This window comes from Streptomyces actinomycinicus (assembly GCF_016741775.1).
Lineage (GTDB): Bacteria > Actinomycetota > Actinomycetes > Streptomycetales > Streptomycetaceae > Streptomyces > Streptomyces actinomycinicus.
In genome coordinates, this window is sequence record NZ_JAERRK010000006.1 from 235,355 (window position 1) to 253,832 (window position 18,478).

General features: G+C 68.6%; 15 protein-coding genes. 7 read left to right on the forward strand and 8 right to left on the reverse strand.

Annotated features, from left to right (window positions below):
• Positions 1 to 16: 16 nt before the first annotated feature.
• Positions 17 to 2,386, reverse strand: a complete 2,370-nt coding sequence (locus JK359_RS14940) for a DUF6049 family protein (protein ID WP_201835753.1) — start codon at positions 2,384 to 2,386, stop codon at positions 17 to 19.
• A 256-nt stretch (positions 2,387 to 2,642) separates the two neighbouring features.
• Here JK359_RS14940 and JK359_RS14945 point away from each other — a divergent pair, with 256 nt between their 5' ends.
• Positions 2,643 to 4,085, forward strand: coding sequence for a CCA tRNA nucleotidyltransferase (locus JK359_RS14945; protein ID WP_201835755.1), 1,443 nt, complete (start codon positions 2,643 to 2,645; stop codon positions 4,083 to 4,085).
• Between the two features lie 113 nt (positions 4,086 to 4,198).
• On the opposite strand, the gene JK359_RS14950 is transcribed toward JK359_RS14945, so the two are convergent.
• The 3 genes from JK359_RS14950 to JK359_RS14960 all read right to left on the reverse strand — a co-directional run bounded on the left by JK359_RS14950 (position 4,199) and on the right by JK359_RS14960 (position 7,399).
• Positions 4,199 to 5,461, reverse strand: a complete 1,263-nt coding sequence (locus JK359_RS14950; RefSeq protein WP_201835757.1) for an MFS transporter — start codon at positions 5,459 to 5,461, stop codon at positions 4,199 to 4,201.
• Positions 5,462 to 5,589: 128 nt separating this feature from the next.
• Complete coding sequence (locus tag JK359_RS14955) at positions 5,590 to 6,672, reverse strand: inositol-3-phosphate synthase (RefSeq protein ID WP_201835759.1); 1,083 nt, start codon at positions 6,670 to 6,672, stop codon at positions 5,590 to 5,592.
• 43 nt (positions 6,673 to 6,715) lie between these two features.
• The gene (locus tag JK359_RS14960) at positions 6,716 to 7,399 is read right to left on the reverse strand and encodes a PadR family transcriptional regulator (protein ID WP_201835761.1); all 684 of its coding nucleotides are present in this window, start codon (positions 7,397 to 7,399) and stop codon (positions 6,716 to 6,718) included.
• A gap of 396 nt (positions 7,400 to 7,795) precedes the next feature.
• Between JK359_RS14960 and JK359_RS14965 the strand changes: the two genes are divergently transcribed.
• Both JK359_RS14965 and JK359_RS14970 read left to right on the forward strand, forming a co-directional pair.
• Positions 7,796 to 10,498 carry a transglycosylase domain-containing protein gene (locus tag JK359_RS14965; RefSeq protein WP_236677844.1) on the forward strand — a complete coding sequence of 901 codons (2,703 nt, stop codon included), beginning with the start codon at positions 7,796 to 7,798 and terminating at the stop codon, positions 10,496 to 10,498.
• A 129-nt stretch (positions 10,499 to 10,627) separates the two neighbouring features.
• A complete protein-coding gene (locus JK359_RS14970) occupies positions 10,628 to 12,181 on the forward strand; it encodes a glycosyltransferase family 87 protein (protein ID WP_201835763.1) in 1,554 nt (517 codons plus the stop codon).
• A gap of 98 nt (positions 12,182 to 12,279) precedes the next feature.
• On the opposite strand, the gene JK359_RS14975 is transcribed toward JK359_RS14970, so the two are convergent.
• From JK359_RS14975 to JK359_RS14985, 3 genes are all read right to left on the reverse strand, one after another.
• The gene (locus JK359_RS14975; protein ID WP_201835765.1) at positions 12,280 to 13,311 is read right to left on the reverse strand and encodes an alanine racemase; all 1,032 of its coding nucleotides are present in this window, start codon (positions 13,309 to 13,311) and stop codon (positions 12,280 to 12,282) included.
• An 85-nt stretch (positions 13,312 to 13,396) separates the two neighbouring features.
• Positions 13,397 to 14,518 (reverse strand): lipid II:glycine glycyltransferase FemX, encoded by a 1,122-nt coding sequence (locus tag JK359_RS14980; RefSeq protein WP_201835768.1) that lies wholly within the window; start codon positions 14,516 to 14,518, stop codon positions 13,397 to 13,399.
• A gap of 119 nt (positions 14,519 to 14,637) precedes the next feature.
• Complete coding sequence (locus tag JK359_RS14985; RefSeq protein ID WP_201835770.1) at positions 14,638 to 14,952, reverse strand: hypothetical protein; 315 nt, start codon at positions 14,950 to 14,952, stop codon at positions 14,638 to 14,640.
• Positions 14,953 to 15,235: 283 nt separating this feature from the next.
• Here JK359_RS14985 and rpsF point away from each other — a divergent pair, with 283 nt between their 5' ends.
• The 4 genes from rpsF to rplI all read left to right on the forward strand — a co-directional run bounded on the left by rpsF (position 15,236) and on the right by rplI (position 16,951).
• Positions 15,236 to 15,526 carry a 30S ribosomal protein S6 gene (gene rpsF, locus JK359_RS14990; RefSeq protein WP_161295261.1) on the forward strand — a complete coding sequence of 97 codons (291 nt, stop codon included), beginning with the start codon at positions 15,236 to 15,238 and terminating at the stop codon, positions 15,524 to 15,526.
• A gap of 78 nt (positions 15,527 to 15,604) precedes the next feature.
• Positions 15,605 to 16,192, forward strand: coding sequence for a single-stranded DNA-binding protein (locus JK359_RS14995; protein ID WP_201835771.1), 588 nt, complete (start codon positions 15,605 to 15,607; stop codon positions 16,190 to 16,192).
• Positions 16,193 to 16,249: 57 nt separating this feature from the next.
• Positions 16,250 to 16,486 carry a 30S ribosomal protein S18 gene (gene rpsR, locus JK359_RS15000; RefSeq protein ID WP_003949403.1) on the forward strand — a complete coding sequence of 79 codons (237 nt, stop codon included), beginning with the start codon at positions 16,250 to 16,252 and terminating at the stop codon, positions 16,484 to 16,486.
• An 18-nt stretch (positions 16,487 to 16,504) separates the two neighbouring features.
• Positions 16,505 to 16,951: a 50S ribosomal protein L9 gene (rplI, locus tag JK359_RS15005; protein WP_201835773.1), complete on the forward strand. Its 447-nt coding sequence runs from the start codon at positions 16,505 to 16,507 to the stop codon at positions 16,949 to 16,951.
• A gap of 170 nt (positions 16,952 to 17,121) precedes the next feature.
• On the opposite strand, the gene JK359_RS15010 is transcribed toward rplI, so the two are convergent.
• Positions 17,122 to 18,459, reverse strand: coding sequence for an MATE family efflux transporter (locus tag JK359_RS15010; protein ID WP_201835775.1), 1,338 nt, complete (start codon positions 18,457 to 18,459; stop codon positions 17,122 to 17,124).
• Positions 18,460 to 18,478 lie beyond the last annotated feature (19 nt).

Below are 18,478 nucleotides of genomic sequence, written 5' to 3' on the forward strand. Positions count from 1 at the left end.
CCGGCCACGACATCGCTCAACGGTCCACTCTCTCACCCGTCCCGGACGGGTCGGCGTTTTCCGGTGCGGTGTCCGGCGCAGGGTCACTCGGCTGCTCCGGGTCGTCCGCCCCGGAGGAGGAGCCGGACTCCTCCGGGAGACGGTCCCCGGGCCCCTCGGGGTTCCCGGGCTCGTCGGGGCCCTCCTCCGCCGTGCCGGGGCCGCCCTCCCCGGCCTGCCGGGCGGCGGCCCGCTTGCGCTGCGTGTACATACGGAAGCCGGCGAGGACGAGGAGCAGGACGCCACCACCGATGACGAGCATCACAGTGGGCGTGACCTCCGTGACCTTCACGTCGAAGGTCACGGCGTCGCCGTACTTGCGGCCGTCCTCGGTGTAGAGCTGGGCGATCACTCCGACCCGGCCGTTGGCGTTGGCGGAGGTGGTGAACTTCACCGACTGGCTGTGCCCGCCGGAGATCTCCACGCGCTGCTCGGAGTAGGCCTTGCCGCCGATCTTCAGACGGGTCGGCATGGTGGAGGTGAGACGCAGCACCAGGTGGCCGACCGGCTGGACGAGGTTGTTCTGCACGGTCACGGGGATGGTGGCGCTGCGGCCCGAGAGCTTGGTCTCGGACTTCTCGATCAGCTTGACCTGCTCGGTCAGCTCGTCGAGCCACGCCTCCACCCCGCCGCGGTAGCTTTCCGCCTCACTGCTCCGGCCGCGCCAGGACGTGGACATCTCCCGGTTTATGGCGCGTCCGAAGGGGGTGACCACGCGGGACTGGTCGGTGAGGACCACCCGGAAGTTGTCGAGCTTGCCCTGGGTGCGGGCGATCTGCTCGAAGGCCGCCTGCGGCAGCTCCTGCCGGCGCAGCGAGGCGGGGTAGGAGGACGCCGACGGGATGCGCGTGGTGGCGCCCGGGTCGGGCTTGTCCTTGGCCGCCGCCGTGAGGTCCTGGGACTGCGACCAGGTGCCGCCCTGAAGCGCTCGCAGCGCCGCCGCCATCGCCTGTGCCTGGCTGGCGCTGGGCATGCGCTGCGGCACGACGACGATGCTGCGCTGCCGGTCCGTCTGCGCGTTCAGCTCCAGGCTCTGGGCCAGGAACCTCTGCACGGCGAGGGTGGCCGGGCCCGCCTTCGTCAGATCGTTGTCGAACGCCGTGGACAGCCGGGCGTCGGCGACCACCGCCGTGGTGCCACCGCCGACCGGGCGGGCGGCGGACGGCGTGTACGAGAGACCGGAGGTCTCCTGGAGGCTGTCGCTGCGGGTGATCACCCGGTCGGCACCGGCGGAGGTCGCGACCTTCATGATCGACGGGTCCACGGCGCCGTCCACGGGCCACGCGAAGTCGGTGGTCGGCGTGACATGGAGCACGGTCTTGACGGTGATCGCGGCGACGTCGGTGGCGTCCTTGAGGTGGCTGAGCGAGCCGGTGACGCTGGTGCCGTTGTGGGCGAGGGCGGCCAGGTCGGGATCGGCGAAGGGCAGCGCGACGACCTCCTTGCCCGTCACCGCCTTCTGCAGGTTCGCCAGCCACTGCTTCGCGAGGCCCTGGTTCTCCCGGGAGCCGGGCGTGCTGGTGCCCGCGCCGCTCTGGATCCGGTAGTTGCCCACGGCCATCGCGTCGACCGAGGCCAGCAGGTCCGGGTCGATCACCCAGGTGACGTCCAGGTCCTTGCCCAGCTCCACCATCTGGGCCAGCCGGCCGCCGGGCGCCAGTTCCTTGGCCAGGTCGTCGTTGAGGAACTCGGGCGTCTGGAGGTCGCCCGCGCCCGTCTTCGCCGTCATGTGGACCGTGGAGATCAGTGGCCACAGGAATGTCGTCTTGGTCTTGGTGTCCGCATCGGACGGCTGCCAGGGCAGGAAGGTCCGCTGGATGCCGAGCACCTGGTCCCAGCGCTGGGCCGAGGTCTGGCCGGACAGGGCGACCCCCAGCTCGTAGACCCCGTCGTCGCCGAGGTCGAGCTTGTCCACGGGGACGGAGATGCTGAAGTGCTGGGCGACCCCCGGCGCCAGCTTGTCGAACTTCTCCTCGTACTTGTCGCCGACCTCGGAGCCCGTGCTGCTCTGCAGCTCGTCGGAGTGCCGCGAGACGGAGTCGATGTCCGAGCGCGTGGTCAGCTGGGGGCCCACCCGGAGGCCCACGTGGGCGTCGGTGACGGTCTGCTTGCCGTGGTTGGTCACCGTGCCGGAGACGGTCAGCGTGTCGCCGTCGGTGGGGGCATTGGGCGTGAGCGTGTCCACGGAGACCGAAACCGTGTCCGAGGTGGCGGCCTGTGCGGGCCCGGCGGGCAGCTGGAGCAGGCCGGCCAGCAGCGGCGCCCCGGTCAGCAGTGCCCCGGCGCGCCGCAGCCACCGGCGGGCAGGTGAGGCACTGGTCCTCTGGAAGTCTGCCGCCTCGGCCACGCGCTCGCCCGTCCCTCGTCGTCGTCAGTGGTCGTCGGAATGTGCGTCCACGCATGGTAACGATGCGCGCTGAACGGAAGTGCCGCGGTCTCCGCCACAAGATCGAAGGACGGTGACGACCTGTCCTCTATATCCAGTATCAAGGGGAGAGCCGTCGTACGCCGCAAGAGCAGCGCTTGCGGGGGTATGGCCGGAGCCGTCCCGCGACCGTAATGGAGGCGCCCCTGGTCGCGCGGGGCACGTACCCTCTTCTGTTGTGCCGAACCCCAACGAAGACACTCCCTCTGCCCTGAGCCAGGCGCAGCAGCGCGCGGTCACCGAGCTGCTGCGGGTGGCCCCCGTCGCCGACGACCTCGCCCGCCGATTCCAGGAGGCCGGTTTCTCGCTCGCCCTGGTCGGCGGGTCGGTTCGCGACGCGCTGCTCGGCCGGCTCGGCAACGACCTGGACTTCACCACTGACGCCCGCCCCGAGGACGTACTGAAGATCGTCCGGCCATGGGCGGACGCCGTCTGGGAGGTGGGGATCGCCTTCGGCACGGTGGGCGCGCACAAGGACGGCTACCAGATCGAGATCACTACTTACCGGTCGGAGGCGTACGACCGCACCTCCCGCAAGCCCGAGGTCTCGTACGGAGACTCCATCGAGGAAGACCTGGTCCGCCGTGACTTCACGGTCAACGCGATGGCCGTGGCGCTGCCGGAGAAGGATTTCATCGACCCGCACGGCGGCCTGGAGGACCTCGCGGAGCGTGTGCTGCGGACGCCGGGCACGCCCGAGGAATCGTTCTCGGACGATCCGCTGCGCATGATGCGGGCCGCCCGGTTCGCGGCCCAGCTGGACTTCGCGGTGGCCCCCGAGGTCGTCACCGCCATGACGGAGATGTCCGGACGCCTCGACATCGTCTCGGCGGAGCGGGTCCGGGACGAGCTGAACAAGCTGATCGTCTCCGCCTTTCCGCGCAAGGGCCTCACGCTCCTCGTCGAGACGGGTCTTGCCGGTCACGTCCTGCCCGAGCTGCCTGCACTGCGCCTGGAACGTGACGAGCACCACCGGCACAAGGACGTCTACGAGCACACGCTGATCGTCCTGGAGCAGGCGATCGAGCTGGAGCAGGAGGGCCCCGACCTCACGCTCCGGCTGGCCGCGCTGCTCCACGACATCGGCAAGCCGCGCACGCGCCGGTTCGAGAAGGACGGCCGGGTCTCCTTCCACCACCACGAGGTGGTCGGCGCCAAGATGACCAAGAAGCGCATGACCGCCTTGAAGTACTCCAACGAGCTGGTGAAGGACGTCTCACGGCTGGTCGAACTTCACCTGCGCTTCCACGGCTACGGCACCGGGGAGTGGACGGACTCGGCGGTGCGCCGGTACGTCCGTGATGCGGGCCCGCTGCTCGACCGACTGCACAAGCTGACCCGATCCGACTGCACCACGCGGAACAAGCGGAAGGCTGCTGCGCTCTCCCGGGCCTACGACGGTCTGGAGGAGCGCATCGCCCAGCTCCAGGAGCAGGAGGAGCTGGACGCGATCCGTCCGGACCTCGACGGCAACCAGATCATGGAGATCCTGGACGTCGGCCCGGGCCCTGTCGTCGGCAAGGCGTACAAGCACATGCTGGAGCTGCGTCTGGAGCACGGTCCGATGGACCACGAGGCCGCGGCGGCCGCTCTCAAGGAGTGGTGGGCCGCTCAGAGCTGAGTGCGGACCCGGCGATGTTTCACGTGAAACACCCGTCCGGGACGCCGACCCGAGGGGCGATGTTTCACGTGAAACATCGCCCCTCGGTCTCTCTGGCGAACCGGCTCGTCGGCTCACCGGCGCTCGAAGCGGGCCAGGGCCGTGGCGGTCGCTCCGTAGAGCAGGGCGACGAGGACCACCAGTACCGCCGAGCGTCCGTCCGGCGGCAGCATCAGCGCAGCGACGCCTGCCGCGCCGACGAAAGCCACGTTGAAAAGGACGTCGTAGACGGAGAAGATCCGGCCACGGAAGTCGTCCTCCACGTACGCCTGGATGATCGTGTCCGTGGAGATCTTGGCGCCTTGGGTGATCAGACCCAGGACGAAGGCCGCGACCATGAGGGGTCCGGTGGTGAACGGAAGACCCAGGGCGGGTTCCAGCACGGCTGCCGTGCCGGAGCACACCACGATCCAGCGACCGGGACCGAGTCGTTCCGCGGCCCAGGGCGTCAGCACGGCCGCCGCGAAGAACCCGGCGCCGGACAGCGCCAACGCCAGCCCGAGCAGGCCTAGCCCCTCTTCAGGGGTGTCGGACAGGGCGTAGCGGCAGAGCATGAGGACCAGGACGAGCAGAGCGCCGTAGCAGAAGCGCATCAGCGTCATCGCGGCCAAGGCCCAGGCCGCCTCCCTGCGTCGGGGTGTGCAAAGGTGCCGGACGGCCGCGGACAGCTCGCGTGCGGTCTCCGCGAGTGCTGTACCGAGGCGCGGTCGCTTCGGGTGCCGGTCGGTGCCTAGCAGATCGGGAGGCAGGCTCAGGGACGAGAGGCTCGCGCACAGATACAGGCACGCGCCGAGCAGCACCACTGCGGCATCGGAGTCCGACGCCAGGAGCCGTACGCCGAAGGCCAGGCCCCCGCCGGCGGTCGCGGCGAGCGTGCCGGCCGTCGGGGAGAGCGAATTGGCCAGCACCAGGCGCTCGGCGTCGACAACCCGGGGCAGGGCGGCCGACAGCCCCGCGAGGACGAAGCGGTTGACGGCCGTGACGCACAGCGCGGAGACGTAGAAGAGCCAGTCGGGGACGTGGCCGATCACCAGTGCGGCGGTGATGGTGGCCAGCAGGGCGCGCAGCAGATTGCCGTAGAGGAAGACCTGCCGGCGACGCCAGCGGTCCAGCAGGACGCCCGCGAAGGGGCCCACCAGTGAGTAGGGGAGCAGCAGGACCGCCATCGCCGATGCGATCGCGGTGGCCGACGTCTGTTTCTCCGGGGAGAAGACGACGTACGCGGCGAGCGCGACCTGGTAGACGCCGTCGGCTCCCTGGGACAGGAGGCGGACGGACAGCAGGCGCCGGAAGTACCGCAGACGCAACAGCAGGCGCAGGTCACGTACGACAGGCATGGGGCACAGCCTCACACATGCGGAAGGTCCCCGGGTCAGGTGACCCGGGGACCTTCACAGCCCTGGCAGGAGCGTTCTCATGCGCTTCGGGCGCTCGGCCCGCCTCGGCGTGCCGTTGCGGGGGCGCGTCAGCGCTCGACCTCGCCCTTGATGAACTTCTCGACGTTCTCGCGGGCCACGTCGTCGAAGTACTGGACCGGCGGGGACTTCATGAAGTACGACGACGCGGACAGGATCGGGCCGCCGATACCGCGGTCCTTGGCGATCTTCGCGGCGCGCAGGGCGTCGATGATGACACCCGCGGAGTTCGGGGAGTCCCAGACCTCGAGCTTGTACTCCAGGTTCAGCGGGACGTCGCCGAAGGCGCGGCCCTCGAGGCGGACGTAGGCCCACTTGCGGTCGTCCAGCCAGGCGACGTAGTCGGACGGGCCGATGTGGACGTTCTTCTCACCGAGGTCCCGGTCGGGGATCTGGGAGGTGACGGCCTGCGTCTTGGAGATCTTCTTGGACTCCAGGCGCTCGCGCTCGAGCATGTTCTTGAAGTCCATGTTGCCGCCGACGTTCAGCTGCATCGTGCGGTCGAGGATGACACCGCGGTCCTCGAACAGCTTCGCCATGACGCGGTGGGTGATGGTGGCGCCCACCTGGGACTTGATGTCGTCACCGACGATCGGCACACCGGCCTCGGTGAACTTGTCCGCCCACTCCTTGGTGCCGGCGATGAAGACCGGGAGGGCGTTGACGAAGGCGACCTTGGCGTCGATGGCGCACTGGGCGTAGAACTTCGCCGCGTCCTCGGAGCCGACGGGCAGGTAGCAGACCAGAACGTCGACCTGCTTGTCCTTGAGGACCTGGACGACGTCGACCGGCTCCTCGGCGGACTCCTCGATGGTCTGGCGGTAGTACTTGCCGAGGCCGTCGAGGGTGTGGCCGCGCTGGACCGTCACACCGGTGGAGGGCACGTCGCAGATCTTGATGGTGTTGTTCTCGGAGGCGCCGATCGCGTCCGCGAGGTCGAGGCCGACCTTCTTGGCGTCGACGTCGAACGCGGCGACGAACTCGACGTCGCGCACGTGGTAGTCACCGAACTGCACGTGCATGAGGCCGGGGACCTTGGACGCCGGGTCGGCGTCCTTGTAGTACTCGACTCCCTGCACCAGCGACGCCGCGCAGTTGCCCACGCCGACGATGGCTACGCGAACCGAACCCATTCCGGTTGCTCCCTGTGTGTACGAGTGAGGCCCTGAGTGGGTCTCACGTGGCGGTGTCGTCGGGCGTATCCGTCCGAGGGGTGTCCCCGGTACGGGGCAGGCCGCCCGTCGATCCAGTGGTGGTGTCCTGCTGAGCGGGCCCCCCGGACGCGGAACCCTTCAGGTCCCGCCCGGCCCGCTCGCTCTCGATGAGCTCGTTCAGCCAGCGCACTTCGCGCTCCACGGACTCCATGCCGTGGCGCTGCAGCTCAAGCGTGTAGTCGTCGAGGCGCTCCCGGGTGCGTGCCAGCGAGGCGCGCATCTTCTCCAGGCGCTCCTCCAGGCGGCTGCGCCGGCCCTCCAGCACGCGCATGCGCACATCGCGGGAGGTCTGCCCGAAGAAGGCGAACCGTGCGGCGAAGTGCTCGTCCTCGTACGCGTCGGGGCCGGTCTGCGAGAGCAGCTCCTCGAAGTGCTCCTTGCCTTCCGCCGTCAGCCGGTAAACGATCTTGGCGCGGCGGCCGGCGAGCGGAGCGGCGAGTGCGTCCTCGTGGCCGCTTGCGCTCTCCTCGATCAGCCAGCCGTTGGCGACCAGCGTCTTGAGGCAGGGGTACAGCGTGCCGTAGCTGAACGCTCGGAAAACACCCAGTGAGGTGTTGAGCCGCTTGCGCAGCTCATAGCCGTGCATCGGGGATTCCCGCAGCAGGCCGAGTACGGCGAACTCGAGGATGCCGGAACGCCGGCTCATCGTCGCCTCCTCTCGGTCCTGCAGGGCGGTCCCGCAGGTCACGCAGTGCCTGTCAGCTTCTTTATCTCGCGCTGATGTATCGACTCGATACATCACGACGATAGAACGGCCGACCGCACGCGACAAGGGGGACGGCGGTGAACGGGATCACATCACCGATTCGTTGGAGGCAAGTTGCCTGATTTGGGGTGAACTTCAGGACTCGGCAGGTTTTGGCGGTGCGTAGTCTGTGCGGCATGCACACCACCGGGAACCAAGTGGCGCCCGGGGAGCGTCATCGTCCCCGGTGCAGTACGGGTGAATGCAAAACCGACCACATCCGTACTTCGGGGGGACCGGAAACCAGCCGCCGTTCCAGGCGCGCACGGGTGCGCCTGCCCGAGGAGTAATCGTTCGATGAGCGAGCACCGTCGCAAACCGCCGCCGCCGCAGGGAGGCGGACGTGCCGCGGCCCGACGCGGCCAGTCCGGCTCGTCCTCCGGCCGCCGTGCGGCACCGCGAGGCGCCACCGGGTCTCCTGCCGACTCCTATGGGTCCAGTTCCTATGGGTCGGAGTCTCACGACTCGGGGAGTGAAGAGCGCCCCTACGGCAGCCGTGCCGAGGCCCGCCGGGCGGCGCAGAGAGGAGGCCGCCGCAGAGCGGCCGAGAACACGGCCCCGGGTGGCCGGCGCGGTGGCCCCGGCGGGCCGACCGGCCCCGGACGCGGCAAGGGCCGCGCGGCCACGGCACCCGGCAAGAAGCGCTTCATCGACTACCCCAGGGCGGGCAGGGCCGGCTGGCGGCGCTGGGTGCCGTCCTGGAAGCTGGTGAGCGGGCTGTTCATCGGCTTCTTCGGCAGCCTGGTGGCGATCGCCGGGGTCGGCTTCGCGATGGTCTCGATCCCCAACGAGAACGACGCGGCCAAGTCCCAGAACAACGTCTACTACTGGGCCGACGGCTCCCAGATGGTGGCCACGGGCACCGGCGTCAACCGGCAGAACGTCAGCATCGACCAGATTCCCGAGGCGATGCGGTTCGCGGTGATCTCCGCCGAGAACAAGTCGTTCTACGACGACTCGGGCGTCGACCCCATGGGCATCGCGCGCGCCCTGGCCAACATGGCGCGGGGCGGCCAGACGCAGGGTGGCTCGACGATCACCCAGCAGTACGTGAAGAACACGTACCTGAGCCAGGAGCAGTCGGTCACCCGCAAGTTCAAGGAGATGTTCATCTCCATAAAGGTGGGCGCGAAGCTCGAGAAGGACGACATCCTGCAGGGCTACCTGAACACCTCGTACTTCGGCCGGGGCGCCTACGGCATCCAGGCGGCGGCGCAGACCTACTACGGCAAGAACGCGGTCGACCTGAAGCCGAGCGAGTGTGCCGTCCTCGCCGCACTGCTCAAGGGCCCGACGTACTACGACCCGGCGGGCAACCAGGACCTCGACAGGACCGCGACCCCTGCGGCCAACAAGAAGCGTTCCCAGGAGCGCTGGGCCTGGATCCTCGGCGAGATGCACAAGGACAAGCACCTCTCCGACGCGGACTACCAGAAAGCCATCAAGGCGTACCCCGAACCCGACGGCCGCAAGGCGACCAAGGGCATGAACGGCCAGATCAGCTACCTGGCCGACACGGCGAAGAAGTACGTCCTCGCCCACTCCGACATCACCGAGGCGCAGTTCGACCGGGGCGGCTACCAGATCTACACGACGTTCAAGAAGGACAAGGTCAACGCGCTGGCCAAGGCTGTGAAGAACGTCCAGAAGGAACGCCTGGACCCGAAGCATCGCAACCTGGACAAATATGTCCAGTTCGGTGCCGCCTCGGTGAAGCCCGCTGACGGGGCGATCGTCGCCCTCTACGGTGGTGACGGCTACGAGAACGGGCACTTCACGAACAACGCGGACACTTCCGGTGTCCCCGTCGGTTCGACCTGGAAGCCCTTCGTCCTCGCCGCCGCCATGGAGTACGGCACGTACAAGTCAGAGGGCGAGGGTGTCTCGCCGCTGAGCAAGTACAACGGCAACGACCACCTCAAGGTCTACAAGCCGGACGGGTCGTACTACCTCAACAAGGACAACACGCCCTTCTTCCAGAACAACGAGAGTGATCACCGCTGGGGCTACATCACGCTGCGCAAGGCGATGGAGCAGTCCATCAACACACCCTTCGTGCAGCTCGGTGTCGACGTGGGGATGACTCACGTCCGGGACGTCGCCAAGTCCGCCGGCATCCTCGACCAGAGCATGTCGCAGAACCTCAACCCGTCCTTCGCCATCGGTACGTCCACGCCCAGCGCGATCCGCATGGCCGACGCCTACGCGACCTTCGCCGCCTCCGGGAAGCAGGCGGACCCGTACTCCGTGACCGCTGTCAAGGCCAACGGTGTGGACGCGCCCAGCTTCGTCAAGCCGAAGCCCGCGCCGAAGCAGGCGATGGACGCGGACATCGCCAACAACGTGACGGACGTCCTCGAGAACGTCATCCAGAACGGCACGGGCAAGAACGCCAAGGCCCTCGGCCGTACGGCGGCGGGCAAGACCGGTACCACCGACGCGAACAAGTCGGCGTGGTTCGTCGGCTACACCAAGCAGCTGTCGACCTCGGTGGCGATGTTCCGTGAGAACCCCAAGGACCACAAGCTGCTGTCCATGAACGGCACGGCGGGCGTCGACTCCATCCACGGTGGTGACATCCCGACGCAGGTGTGGACCGAGTACATGAAGGATGCGCTCAAGGGTCAGAACGACCTCGGCTTCCCGGACGCCACCGAGATCGGCACGGTCCAGGACCAGGCGGGTGCCCCGTCTCCGACGCCGAGCGTCACGATCACGCCGAGCCAGAAGCCCAGCAACACGCCGAGCCCGACGCCCAGCGCGACGGAGACCACGCCGTCTCCCTCGCCGAGCCAGTCCTGTGACTTCGGCTGGGGCAACAACTGCAACGGCAACGGCAACGGTGGCACCGACACCGGAGGCCTGGACACGGGCGGCACGGACGGAGGCACGACACCGACGCCCACGGGCACGGGTACGGAGACCACCGGAACCGGCACCACCAGAGGCAATGGCAACGGCAACGGCAACGGTGGCATTTTCGGAGGTCAGGACGGTTAGCCGGTGATCCGCCCGGTTGGCCGCCGTATGGCCCGCCAGGGGTGTTTCACGTGAAACATCGGGCCGCCGCACCCATGAGGTGCGGCGGCCCTCGGCGTTTTCCAAGACAGGTACGGCAGGATGTGCCTCATGCCCAGTGCAGAGATGACGCCCGCGAGCATGCACGAGCCCGAGCCTGCGCGGGCCGCCACGGCGGAACCGGTGCATCCCACCAGGGAGGACGGGATCGCCGCCGCCGGAAGCGAACTGATCGGCGGTCCCCTGGGGCGCCGTGCCCTGCTCGGAACGTCCTGGTGGACGCCCGTACGGATCGTGGCGCTCGTGGCGATCGGCATGTTCGCCCTCGGCCTGGTCCAGAAGGCGCCTTGCTACGACGGCGCCTGGTTCTTCGGCGCGAGCAGCCAGTACACGCACGCCTGCTACTCGGACATCCCGCACCTCTACCAGGGCCGTGGGTTCGCCGACCATCTCGTGCCGTACTTCGACAAGCTCCCGGGCGACATGGAGTACCTCGAGTACCCGGTTCTCACCGGTGTGTTCATGGAGGTGGCCTCCTGGCTGACCCCGCACAGCGGCAGCATCCAGCACCAGGAGCAGTGGTACTGGTTCGTCAACGCAGGACTGCTGATGGTGTGCGCCGCCGTCATCGCCGTCTGCGTGGCCCGTACCCATCGTCGACGCCCCTGGGACGGCCTCCTGGTCGCCCTGGCGCCCGCCTTCGCGCTGACCGCGACCATCAACTGGGACCTGCTGGCGGTGGCGCTGACGGCCGCCGCGATGCTGATGTGGTCGCGGGGCCGGGCCCTCGCCTTCGGCGTGCTGCTGGGACTCGCCACGGCCGCCAAGCTCTATCCCGTCGTACTGCTCGGCCCGCTGCTGGTGCTGTGCTGGCGGGCCGGCAAGTGGCGGGAGTTCTTCCAGGCCGTGGTCGGTGCGACGGGCGCGTGGCTCCTGGTGAACCTGCCCATCATGCTCACGCACGACGCGACGGGTTTCCACATCCGGGAGGGCTGGGCGAAGTTCTACACCTTCAGCAAGGAGCGGGGTGTCGACTTCGGGTCCTTCTGGCTGATCTGGGCGCAGAACTCCAGCCACCCGCCCACCACCGACTTCGTCAACAACGCGGCCATGGTGCTGGTGGTGCTGGGCTTCCTCGGTATCGCCGCGCTGGCGTTCACGGCCCCGCGCCGTCCGCGCTTCGCCCAGCTGGCCTTCCTGATGGTGGCGGTCTTCATCCTCACCAACAAGGTCTACTCCCCGCAGTACGTCCTGTGGCTGGTGCCGCTGGCGGTCCTCGCCCGGCCCAAGTGGCGGGACTTCCTGATCTGGCAGGCGTGCGAGGTGGCGTACTTCCTGGGCATCTGGATGTACCTCGCCTACACGACCAGTGGTGACGCCCACAAGGGTCTGCCGACGCAGGGCTACCAATGGGCGATCGCGGTGCACCTGCTGGGCACGCTGTACCTGTGCGCCGTCGTCGTACGGGACATCCTCATGCCGGAGCGGGACGTGGTGCGCCGGTCCGGTGACGACGATCCCTCGGGCGGGGTGCTGGACGGCGCCCCGGACGCCTTCGTGCTCGGAGCAGCGGCCTACCCGCCGCGGCACGCAGCCCGTTTCGACGGGCCACAGGTGGACTGGGGCCGGACCGAGACGCTCTCCCACGACGACCGTTCGCTCTGAGCGAACAGCGCTGCCGGCCGGTCGGTGTCACCCCGGCCGTGCACGCGAAAGGCCGTACCCGGGGCGCCCGGGTACGGCCTTTCGTGGTGCTTCAGGTGTCAGCGGTCCACGATCCGGTCGAACTGGGTGGTGGTGTGCCGCAGATGGGCCACGAGTTCGTCGCCGACCTTCGGCTCCGCGGCGTCCGACGGCACGAACAGGATCGACACCTGCATGTGCGGCGGCTCGGCGAACCAGCGCTGCTTGCCGTCCCAGACGAACGGAGAAAGGTTCCGGTTGACCGTGGCGAGCCCGGCGCGTGCGACGCCCTTGGCGCGCGGCATGACGCCGTGCAGGGCCTTCGGGGCCTCCAGACCCACCCCGTGCGACGTACCGCCCGCCACGACGACCAGGAAGCCGTCCGAGGCCGCCTTCTGCTGCCGGTAGCCGAACCGGTCGCCCTTCGCCACACGCGTGACGTCCAGGACGGCTCCGCGGTACTCGGTGGCCTCGTGGTCCCCCAGCCACAGCCGCGTGCCGATGCGGGCGCGGAACCGGGTCTGCGGGAACTGCTGCTGGAGCCGGATCAGCTCGTCCGCCTTGAGGTGGCTGACGAACATCGTGTGCAGCGGCAGCCGGGCCGCGCGCAGCCGGTCCATCCAGCCGATGACCTCCTCGACGGCGTCCGAGCCGTCGGTGCGGTCCAGCGGCAGGTGGATGGCGAAGCCCTCCAGCCGGACGTTCTCTATGGCCTGGTGGAGCTGCGGCAGGTCGTGCTCGCTGATGCCGTGCCGCTTCATCGAGGACATCACCTCGATGACGACGCGGGCGCCCACGAGGCCGTACACGCCGTCGATCGACGACACCGAGCGGATGACCCGGTCGGGCAGCGGGACGGGCTCCTCGCCGCGCCGGTAGGGCGTCAGCACCAGCAGGTCACCGCCGAACCAGTCCTTGATGCGCGCGGCCTCGTACGTGGTGCCGACGGCGAGCAGGTCCGCGCCGAGCCGCGTGGCCTCCTCCGCCAGCCGTTCGTGTCCGAAGCCGTAGCCGTTGCCCTTGCAGACCGGGACGAGTCCCGGGAACTGCTCCTGCACGTGCTTGTGGTGCGCCCGCCAGCGCGCGGTGTCGACGTAGAGCGTGAGCGCCATGGCCGGACCCGGGACCTTTCTCGTGGCTGCGGTGTATCAGAGAGGGGAGAGCTGTGAAGGCTATGGAATCAAACGCCCGCGCGGCTCAGCGTCGCGACATGTAGATGTCGAGCGCCTTGTGGAGCAGCTTGTTCAGCGGGAAGTCCCACTCGCCGAGGTACTCGGCGGCCTGACCGCCGGTGCCGACCTTGAACTGGATCAGGCCGAAGAGGTGGTCGGTCTCGTCCAGCGAGTCGGAGATGCCGCGCAGGTCGTAGACGGTGGCGCCCATCGCGTAGGCGTCGCGCAGCATCCGCCACTGCATCGCGTTCGACGGCCGGACCTCGCGGCCGATGTTGTCGGAGGCGCCGTAGGAGTACCAGACGTGCCCGCCGACGATCAGCATGGTCGCCGCGGACAGGTTCACGCCGTTGTGCCGGGCGAAGTACAGCCGCATGCGGTTGGGGTCCTCGGTGTTGAGGGCCGTCCACATGCGCTGGAAGTACGACAGCGGGCGCGGCCTGAAGTGGTCACGGACGGCTGTGATCTCGTACAGCCGCTGCCACTCGGCCAGGTCCTGGTAGCCGCCCTGGACGACCTCGACGCCGGCCTTCTCGGCCTTCTTGATGTTGCGGCGCCACAGCTGGTTGAAGTTCTTGTGGACCTCTTCCAGGGAACGGTTCGCCAACGGCACCTGGTAGACGTAGCGCGGCTGCACGTCGCCGAAACCGGCGCCGCCGTCCTCACCCTGCTGCCAGCCCATGCGGCGCAGCTTGTCGGCCACCTCGAAGGCACGCGGCTCGATGAAGTCGGCCTCCAGGTCGCGCAGACGCTTGACGTCCGGGTCCTGGATGCCCTTCTTGATGGTGTCCGCGTTCCAGCGGCGGATGATCACCGGCGGGCCCATCTTCACGGAGAAGGCACCCTGCTGCTTCAGGTGCGCCAGCATCGGCTGGAGCCAGTCGTCCAGGTTCGGCGCGTACCAGTTGATGACCGGGCCCTCGGGCAGGTACGCCAGATAGCGCTTGATCTTGGGCAGCTGGCGGTACAGGACCAGGCCCGCGCCGACCAGGTGGCCGGTGCGCTCGTCGAACCAGCCGAGGCTCTCCGAGCGCCATTCCGCCTTCACATCGGCCCAGGCCGGGACCTGCATGTGGCTCGCCGACGGCAGGCTCTGGATGTAGGCCAGATGTTGCTCGCGGCTGATGGTCCTCAGGGTCAGGCTCATGTCGGGGCGCTCCTCGGGCTGGTGTGTCCCCATGGGTACAGGGGCTCCGGCTCTCGCGCCGAAGCCTACTGCGCCTTGCGAGCGCCCCGACCGGGCGTACGGGCGTTAACCCGCGCGGGTCAGCCGATGATCCCGCCGAACAGTCCGCCGTGGGCCATGCCGATCATGAAACCGACGCCTGCCGCACCGAGACCCAGGATCAGGAAGAACCGTTCCCTCGTGGTCTCCGAGATCCATTGCCCGTAGATGCCGGTGCCCAGTGCCACCAGCCCCGCCCACGAGGTAAGCAGGTGGAGGCTGTGGAAGAAGGACGTGATGAACGACAGCAGCCCCAGGGCGAACGTCACCGCCATCAGGGCGTCCTGAAGCGGATGGGACCTGCCGTCCGTGGCGAAGAGGGAACCGGCGGTGTTGGGTCGCAATGCCTGTGCCATGGGCACCTCCAGCGGAAGGCGGCGCATCGTAGCGCCGTACACACCCGATGTGTACAGATTGGCCGCCTCCGCGGCCGGATTTCAACCGGAAGCGGTGTGCGGGTACTCTGTACCGTCTGCACCGGTGTCTGCCCACGGCCTGGCGGCTCACACCGCAGCCGCACTGCCGGCTCCCCCGCGGGGCCCTCGATTGTCAGTGGCGGCCGATACCGTTGCGTACGCATCACGACCCTCCTGCCACGGAACGACCGTGGCCGCTGAGTCCAAAGGAGGTGGGTTCCACATGCGTCACTACGAAGTGATGGTCATCCTCGACCCCGATCTCGAGGAGCGCGCTGTCTCCCCGCTGATCGAGAACTTCATGACCGTCGTCCGCGACGGCGGCGGCAAGGTTGAGAAGGTCGACACCTGGGGCCGTCGTCGTCTCGCCTACGAGATCAAGAAGAAGCCCGAGGGCATCTACTCGGTCATCGACCTGCAGGCCGAGCCTGCGGTCGTCAAGGAGCTCGACCGCCAGATGAACCTGAACGAGTCGGTCCTCCGGACCAAGGTCCTCCGCCCCGAGACCCACTGAGCTCTCCCGCTCAGCTGATCTCGGGACCCGAGTAGCAGCAGCAAGCAGCCAGCAGCAAACCCGCCGAGAGGTTCCCCCATGGCAGGCGAGACCGTCATCACGGTCATCGGCAATCTTGTCGACGACCCCGAGCTGCGCTTCACCCCTTCCGGTGCGGCGGTCGCGAAGTTCCGTGTCGCGTCCACTCCCCGTACCTTCGACCGCCAGACGAACGAGTGGAAGGACGGCGAGAGCCTCTTCCTGACCTGCTCGGTCTGGCGGCAGGCGGCGGAGAACGTCGCCGAGTCGCTCCAGCGAGGCATGCGCGTCATCGTGCAGGGCCGGCTGAAGCAGCGGTCCTACGAGGACCGTGAGGGCGTCAAGCGCACGGTCTACGAGCTGGACGTCGAGGAAGTCGGCCCCAGCCTGCGCAACGCCACCGCCAAGGTCACCAAGACCGCCGGTGGCGCTCGCGGTGGCCAGGGTGGTTACGGCGGCGGTGGCGGCCAGCAGGGTGGCGGCGGCTGGGGCGGAGGCCCCGGTGGCGGCCAGCAGGGTGGCGGCGCTCCGGCCGACGACCCCTGGGCGACCGGCGCTCCCGCCGGCGGCGGCCAGCAGGGTGGCGGCGGCTGGGGCGGAGGCTCCGGCGGCAGCGGCGGCGGCTACTCGGACGAGCCCCCCTTCTAAGCCTTCGGGCCGAAGGCGGGTCGTACCCCAACTTCTTGATCACACAGGAGAAACACCATGGCGAAGCCGCCTGTGCGCAAGCCGAAGAAGAAGGTCTGCGCTTTCTGCAAGGACAAGGTCACGTACGTGGACTACAAGGACACGAACATGCTGCGGAAGTTCATTTCCGACCGCGGCAAGATCCGTGCCCGCCGCGTGACCGGCAACTGCACGCAGCACCAGCGTGACGTCGCCACGGCCGTCAAGAACAGCCGTGAGATGGCGCTGCTGCCCTACACGTCCACCGCGCGCTAAGGGAAGGGTGACCGACACATGAAGATCATCCTCACCCACGAGGTCTCTGGCCTCGGTGCCGCTGGCGACGTCGTCGACGTCAAGGACGGTTACGCTCGCAACTACCTCATCCCGCGGAACTTCGCGATCCGCTGGACCAAGGGTGGCGAGAAGGACGTCGAGCAGATCCGTCGTGCTCGCAAGATCCACGAGATCCAGACCATCGAGCAGGCCAACCAGATCAAGGCCCAGCTCGAGGGCGTGAAGGTCCGCCTGGCCGTCCGCTCCGGCGACTCCGGCCGTCTCTTCGGTTCCGTCACCCCGGCCGACATCGCTTCCGCGATCAAGGCTTCCGGTGGCCCCGAGGTCGACAAGCGCCGCATCGAGCTGGGCGCGCCGATCAAGACCCTGGGCGCCCACGAGACGTCCGTGCGTCTGCACCCCGAGGTTGCCGCCAAGGTCAACATCGAGGTCGTCTCGGCCTGATCGCCGCGTGATCGCTGTGCTCGCTTGAGCCGGTGAAAGGGGCCGTACCCATGAAGGGTGCGGCCCCTTTCCCGTGCTGGTTGGTGGGGCGACTCCCGTGTTGGGCGGAGGGGCGACGCAGCCGGTTTCACGTGAAACACGACAGCCTGCCGCGTTTCACGTGAACCCGGTCAGCGGGTCGCGCCCGTCACGATCCAGTGGCCCGATCGGGAGCGCAGCCACAGGGTCAGCATGCGGACGGTCATCATCAGCGTCATCGCACCCCAGAGCGCGGTGAGACCGCCGCCGAGTACGGGGACGAGCAGGGCCGCCGGGGCGAAGACGGCGAGGGTGATGACCATGGCCCAGGCCAGGTACGGTCCGTCGCCCGCCCCCATCAGGACTCCGTCCAGCACGAAGACGATTCCGCAGATCGGCTGGGAGAGCGCGACGAGCAGCAGAGCCGGCAGCGCGGTGTCCTTGACCACGGAGTCTCCGGTGAACAGTGGCAGGAAGAGCGGTCGGCCGGCCACGACGAGCAGACCGAGGACGATACCCGTCGCGATGCCCCACTGGATCATGCGGCGGCATGCCGCCCGCGCGCCCTCGGTGTCCCCTGCGCCGAGGTAGCGGCCGATGATGGCCTGTCCTGCGATCGCTATCGCGTCGAGCGCGAAGGCCAGCAGGCTCCACAGGGACAGGATGATTTGGTGCGCGGCGATGTCGGTGTCTCCGAGACGGGCCGCCACCGCCGTGGCCATCATGAGGATCGCGCGCAGGGACAGGGTGCGGACCAGGAGGGGAACGCCTGCCTGTGCCGAGGCCCGGATGCCGGCGGCGTCGGGTCGGAGGGAAGCGCCGTACCGGCGAGCCCTGCGTACGACGACGGTGAGGTAGACCGCTGCCATCCCGCACTGGGCGATGACCGTGCCCCAGGCCGAACCGGCGATGCCGAGCCCGGCACCGTAGACCAGTCCGGCGTTCAGCCCGGCGTTCGCGACGAAGCCGGCGACGGCGACGTAGAGCGGGGTCCGGGTGTTCTGCAGTCCGCGCAGAACACCGGTCGCGGCCAGGACGATGAGCATGGCCGGGATGCCGAGGGCGGAGATACGCAGATACGTCGTGGCGTAGGGTGCAGCGGTCGCGGAGGCACCGAAGAGGTCCACGATGCCGGGGGCCAGGGGCAGGACGACGGCGATGACCGCAACACCGAGCAGCAGCGCCAGCCAGATTCCGTCCATGCCCTGGCGGATAGCCGCCGGGAGATCGCCGGCGCCGACGCGGCGGGCAACGGCGGCCGTGGTGGCGTAGGCGAGGAAGACGAAAACGCTCACCGCGGTGGTGAGCAGTGCGGAGGCGACGCCGAGACCGGCTAGCTGAGCGGTCCCGAGATGGCCGACGATCGCACTGTCTGCCATGACGAACAGGGGCTCGGCGACGAGTGCGCCGAAGGCCGGGACGGCGAGCGCGATGATGTCTCGATCGTGCTGCCGCCGGCGGGCCTCGGGTATCGCGGGAGCCTGTGTCATGAGCATCAATCTAATCGTC

Bases quoted from the DNA above. Each gene is read 5' to 3' on its own strand.
- JK359_RS15010 (WP_201835775.1), bottom strand. From the start codon at position 18,459: ATGACACAGGCTCCCGCGATACCCGAGGCCCGCCGGCGGCAGCACGAT.
- JK359_RS14960 (WP_201835761.1), bottom strand. From the start codon at position 7,399: ATGAGCCGGCGTTCCGGCATCCTCGAGTTCGCCGTACTCGGCCTGCTG.
- JK359_RS14985 (WP_201835770.1), bottom strand. From the start codon at position 14,952: ATGGCACAGGCATTGCGACCCAACACCGCCGGTTCCCTCTTCGCCACG.
- JK359_RS14975 (WP_201835765.1), bottom strand. From the start codon at position 13,311: ATGGCGCTCACGCTCTACGTCGACACCGCGCGCTGGCGGGCGCACCAC.
- JK359_RS14965 (WP_236677844.1), top strand. From the start codon at position 7,796: ATGAGCGAGCACCGTCGCAAACCGCCGCCGCCGCAGGGAGGCGGACGT.
- JK359_RS14955 (WP_201835759.1), bottom strand. From the start codon at position 6,672: ATGGGTTCGGTTCGCGTAGCCATCGTCGGCGTGGGCAACTGCGCGGCG.
- JK359_RS14970 (WP_201835763.1), top strand. From the start codon at position 10,628: ATGCCCAGTGCAGAGATGACGCCCGCGAGCATGCACGAGCCCGAGCCT.
- rplI (WP_201835773.1), top strand. From the start codon at position 16,505: ATGAAGATCATCCTCACCCACGAGGTCTCTGGCCTCGGTGCCGCTGGC.
- rpsR (WP_003949403.1), top strand. From the start codon at position 16,250: ATGGCGAAGCCGCCTGTGCGCAAGCCGAAGAAGAAGGTCTGCGCTTTC.
- JK359_RS14995 (WP_201835771.1), top strand. From the start codon at position 15,605: ATGGCAGGCGAGACCGTCATCACGGTCATCGGCAATCTTGTCGACGAC.
- rpsF (WP_161295261.1), top strand. From the start codon at position 15,236: ATGCGTCACTACGAAGTGATGGTCATCCTCGACCCCGATCTCGAGGAG.
- JK359_RS14950 (WP_201835757.1), bottom strand. From the start codon at position 5,461: ATGCCTGTCGTACGTGACCTGCGCCTGCTGTTGCGTCTGCGGTACTTC.
- JK359_RS14980 (WP_201835768.1), bottom strand. From the start codon at position 14,518: ATGAGCCTGACCCTGAGGACCATCAGCCGCGAGCAACATCTGGCCTAC.